Below are 3,903 nucleotides of genomic sequence, written 5' to 3' on the forward strand. Positions count from 1 at the left end.
CAATGACTCCACCGCCTGGACCTCAGACCCCCGACGAATCAACGACGAGGACCACTAGTTCGGTAAAGCTGACCGGGCTCACCAAGCGGCTCGCCGCACTGGACCAGGCGCAGCGCGAGAACATCGGGGACTTTCTCACCACTGTCGCGGCCACTGACGGGCATGTGAGTCCCGAGGAGATCAAGATCTTGACGAGGGTCTTCAAGCTGCTCGGATTGGATCCTGCGTCGGTCTACAGCCGCGTGCACGCGGCAACGACCGGTGGAATCACTGCCGCAGTCGCGCCCGTGACGGTCAGGGCCTCCTCGCCGGGCGCACATGCCTACGCCATCCCCCCGGCTCCGGCTGCCCGACCCGACGCCGGCGCACCCCGCGATCCGGCCGCGCCCGTGCAGCTCGATGCGGCGACGGTCGCAGCCAAGCTCGCCGAAACCTCCGCGGTCACCGCGCTGCTCGGCTCCATCTTCACCGACGAGGAACCGGCACCACCGTCGCTGCCCGCGACGACGGGGCCCTCCATCGCGGGACTCGACGCTGCCCACTCGACGCTGCTGACGGTGCTCGTTGGCCGCGGAAGCTGGGCCCGCGCTGAACTCGAAGCCGAGTGCGCCGGTCTGGGACTGCTGCCCGACGGCGCCGTCGACACCTTGAACGAAGCCGCCTACGAGCGGGTCGGTGACCCGCTCGTCGACGGCGAAGACCCCATCACGATCGACCCCGCCGTAGCCCAGGAGATGCAGGCATGACCAGCATGACCCCCGCCAGTCCCGTGGGCACGACGATCCGGCCGCGGGAGCGTGACGCGATCCTGCAGGCGCTGCGCGCCGGCGTCGTCCCACGTATCGGTCAGCAGCATGTACAGGTCGGCCGGGCCGAGGAGGTCAAAGCCCTGCTCGCTGACGTCGACCGGATCGCCGACGGCGGCTCCGCCTTTCGCTTGGCCATCGGTGAGTACGGCTCTGGAAAGACCTTCTTCCTGAACCTGGTGCGGTCGATTGCGATGGAACGCAAGCTCGTCACGGTGCACGCCGACCTGTCACCTGACCGGCGGCTGCACGCGACGGGCGGTCAGGCCCGGTCCCTGTACACCGAGTTGATGCGCAACATCGCCACCCGCGCGAAGCCCGACGGTGGGGCCATGGGGAGCATCGTCGAACGGTTCGTCACCGCCGCGCTCACCGAGGCGCGGGAGACCGGGACGACGCCGGACGCCGTCATCCGCACCCGGCTGGCGTCGCTGTCGGAGCTGACCGGCGGGTACGACTTCGCCGAGGTCATCGGCGCGTACTGGCGCGGGCACGACACCGGCAACGAACAGCTCAAGAGCGACGCAGTGCGCTGGCTGCGCGGCGAGTTCAGCACCCGAACCGACGCCCGGGCGGCGCTGGGCGTGCGCACCATCGTCGATGACGCCAACTTCTACGACCAGCTCAAGCTCCTGGCCAGGTTCGTCGTCATGGCCGGCTTTGGCGGCCTGCTGGTGTGCCTCGACGAGATGGTCAACCTGTACAAGCTGGCGAACACGCAGGCGCGCAACGCCAACTACGAGCAGATCCTGCGCATCCTGAACGACAGCCTGCAGGGAACCGCCGCCCACCTTGGGTTCATCCTCGGCGGCACCCCGGACTTCTTGCTCGATACCCGGCGTGGCCTGTACTCGTACGCGGCGCTGCAGTCGCGCCTAGCCGAGAACACCTACGCCACAGGTGGCCTCGTCGACTACTCGGGCCCCGTCCTGCGCCTGGCGAACCTGACGCCCGAGGACTTCTACCTGCTCCTGACCCGGCTGCGCCACGTCTTCGCCGGCGGCGATGCGAACGCCTACCTAGTTCCCGACGACGCCCTGACGGCCTTCATGACTCACTGCTCCAGCCGCATCGGCGACGCGTACTTCCGGACACCGCGAACCACCATCAAGGAGTTCGTGAACCTGCTCGCCATACTCGAACAGAACCCGGGAACTGACTGGGCGCCGCTGGTCGGCGCAGTGAACCTTGTGGCCGAATCCAATCCCGATCTTGCGCCACTGTTAGAGGAAGACGGCACCGCGCGCCCATACGCCACCGATGCCTCGGCCGACCAAACCGAGCCGGGGCGGGGGTCGAGCTCCGCGTCCGCGTCCTCACCGGAGGACGACGACCTCGCGACCTTCAGGCTATGACAGGCCGCCGCGCATGACCAGCACGGCGGGGGAGGCCGCAGGCCATCAGTCGTCGGCCTTTGTCGAGCTGCACCCCCGCATCCAACGATGGATCTGGGAGCAGAACTGGACCGAGCTGCGCGACGCGCAGGAACGAGCTGTCCGGCCCATCCTCGCCGGCGACCGGGACGTCATCATCTCCGCGGCGACGGCCGCCGGGAAGACCGAAGCGGCGTTCCTCCCGATCTGCTCAAGCCTGTTGGCCGTGCGAGAAAATGCTGCGGCCGTGCGCGGGCAGAGGGACGCGCGCTCTGAGCAGCAGCCTGCGGTAACCGGAGTGCAGGCGCTGTACGTGAGCCCGCTCAAGGCGCTCATCAACGACCAGTACGGCCGGCTCGACGCCCTCTGCGAGCACTTGGACATGCCGGTCCACCGTTGGCACGGGGACGTCCCCGGCTCGCGCAAGGCCCAGGTGCTCAATGATCCCGACGGGATCCTGCTCATCACGCCGGAGTCCCTGGAGGCGCTCCTCGTCGTTCACGGCCCCAAGGTCGCGAGGATCCTGGGCGGACTGCGCTACGTCGTCATCGACGAGATGCATTCGTTCCTCGGGACCGAACGAGGTATGCAGCTCCAGTCGCTCCTGCACCGGGTCGAGCTGGCCGTGCGCCGGCGCGTGCCCAGGATCGGGCTGTCGGCGACGCTCGGCGACATGAACGGTGCAGCGGCGTACCTGCGCCCCGGCGCTGGGCCACGCGTCGCCGTGATCACCTCAGTGGACGACACCCATGAACTGAAGCTGCAACTTCGCGGCTACGAGGCGCTGCCGCCGCAGCTCTCGGCACACCAGGCCGAGCACGTGGAGGCCAACGGGCGCGACGTAGAAGCCGAGGAGGTGACCGAGGGGCATCAGCTGGCGATCGCCGATCACCTTTTCCGGACGTTGCGCGGGAGCGACAACCTCGCCTTCGCCAACTCGCGGCGCGAAGTGGAGATCTACGCGGACCTGCTGCAGCGACGATCCGAACGCGAACACGTCCCGAACGAGTTCATCCCGCACCACGGAAGCCTCTCCAAGGAACTGCGCGAGTTCGCCGAATTCCGGCTGAAAGACCGAGAGACTCCAGTCAGTGCGATTTGCACGTCCACACTGGAGATGGGCATCGACATCGGGTCTGTCACCTCCATCGCCCAGCTAGGTGCACCCCAGTCGGTGGCGAGCATGCGGCAGCGGCTGGGCCGCTCGGGCCGTCGCGGTGGCGCCGCAACGATGCGGCTGTACGTCACCGAGCCGCAGGTAGGCCCGCAAACACCGCCGTCAGACGCGTTGCGCACCGAACTCGTCCAAAGCATCGCAATGGTCAACCTGCTGCTCGATCGGTGGAACGAGGCGCCGAACTCCGGCGGGCTCCACCTGTCCACGCTCGTTCAACAGCTGCTGTCCTTGATCGCTCAGCACGGTGGGGTCACACCGCCGGAGGCATACCGGGTGCTGAGCGAGACCGGCCCTTTCGCCGGCGTCTCCCGGGACATGTTCAAGCGACTGCTACGTGCACTTGCAGATGAGCGAGTTGACCTGCTCATGCAGGCATCTGACGGGCTGCTGCTGCACGGGCAAGCCGGCGAGCGCCTAGTCAATCACTACTCGTTTTATGCGGCCTTTCGCACCGGCGAGGAGTACCGCCTCATCGCCAGCGGTCGCACGTGTCAACGCCGGGCCAAAGTTGACCCCCTGTTGCCGATCGAAAGTTGACCCCTCGGGG

Annotated in this window: 3 protein-coding genes; all 3 read left to right on the forward strand. The window is 67.6% G+C overall.

Going from position 1 to position 3,903, the window contains the following annotated elements:
* Window positions 1–746, forward strand: a 746-nt coding sequence (locus IN07_RS17575; RefSeq protein WP_036338069.1) for a tellurite resistance TerB C-terminal domain-containing protein, incomplete at its 5' end; no start/stop codon positions are given.
* Window positions 743–2,161: an ATP-binding protein gene (locus IN07_RS17580; RefSeq protein WP_197058530.1), complete on the forward strand. Its 1,419-nt coding sequence runs from the start codon at window positions 743–745 to the stop codon at window positions 2,159–2,161. The genes IN07_RS17575 and IN07_RS17580, both read left to right, overlap by 4 nt.
* Before the next feature lie 13 nt (window positions 2,162–2,174).
* Complete coding sequence (locus IN07_RS17585; RefSeq protein ID WP_052091435.1) at window positions 2,175–3,893, forward strand: DEAD/DEAH box helicase; 1,719 nt, start codon at window positions 2,175–2,177, stop codon at window positions 3,891–3,893.
* Window positions 3,894–3,903 lie beyond the last annotated feature (10 nt).

The sequence above is a fragment of the Modestobacter caceresii genome, assembly GCF_000761485.1.
GTDB lineage: Bacteria > Actinomycetota > Actinomycetes > Mycobacteriales > Geodermatophilaceae > Modestobacter > Modestobacter caceresii.

Excerpts from the sequence above, each read along its gene's own strand:
- IN07_RS17580 (WP_197058530.1), top strand. The coding sequence starts at position 743 with ATGACCAGCATGACCCCCGCCAGTCCCGTGGGCACGACGATCCGGCCG.
- IN07_RS17585 (WP_052091435.1), top strand. The coding sequence starts at position 2,175 with ATGACCAGCACGGCGGGGGAGGCCGCAGGCCATCAGTCGTCGGCCTTT.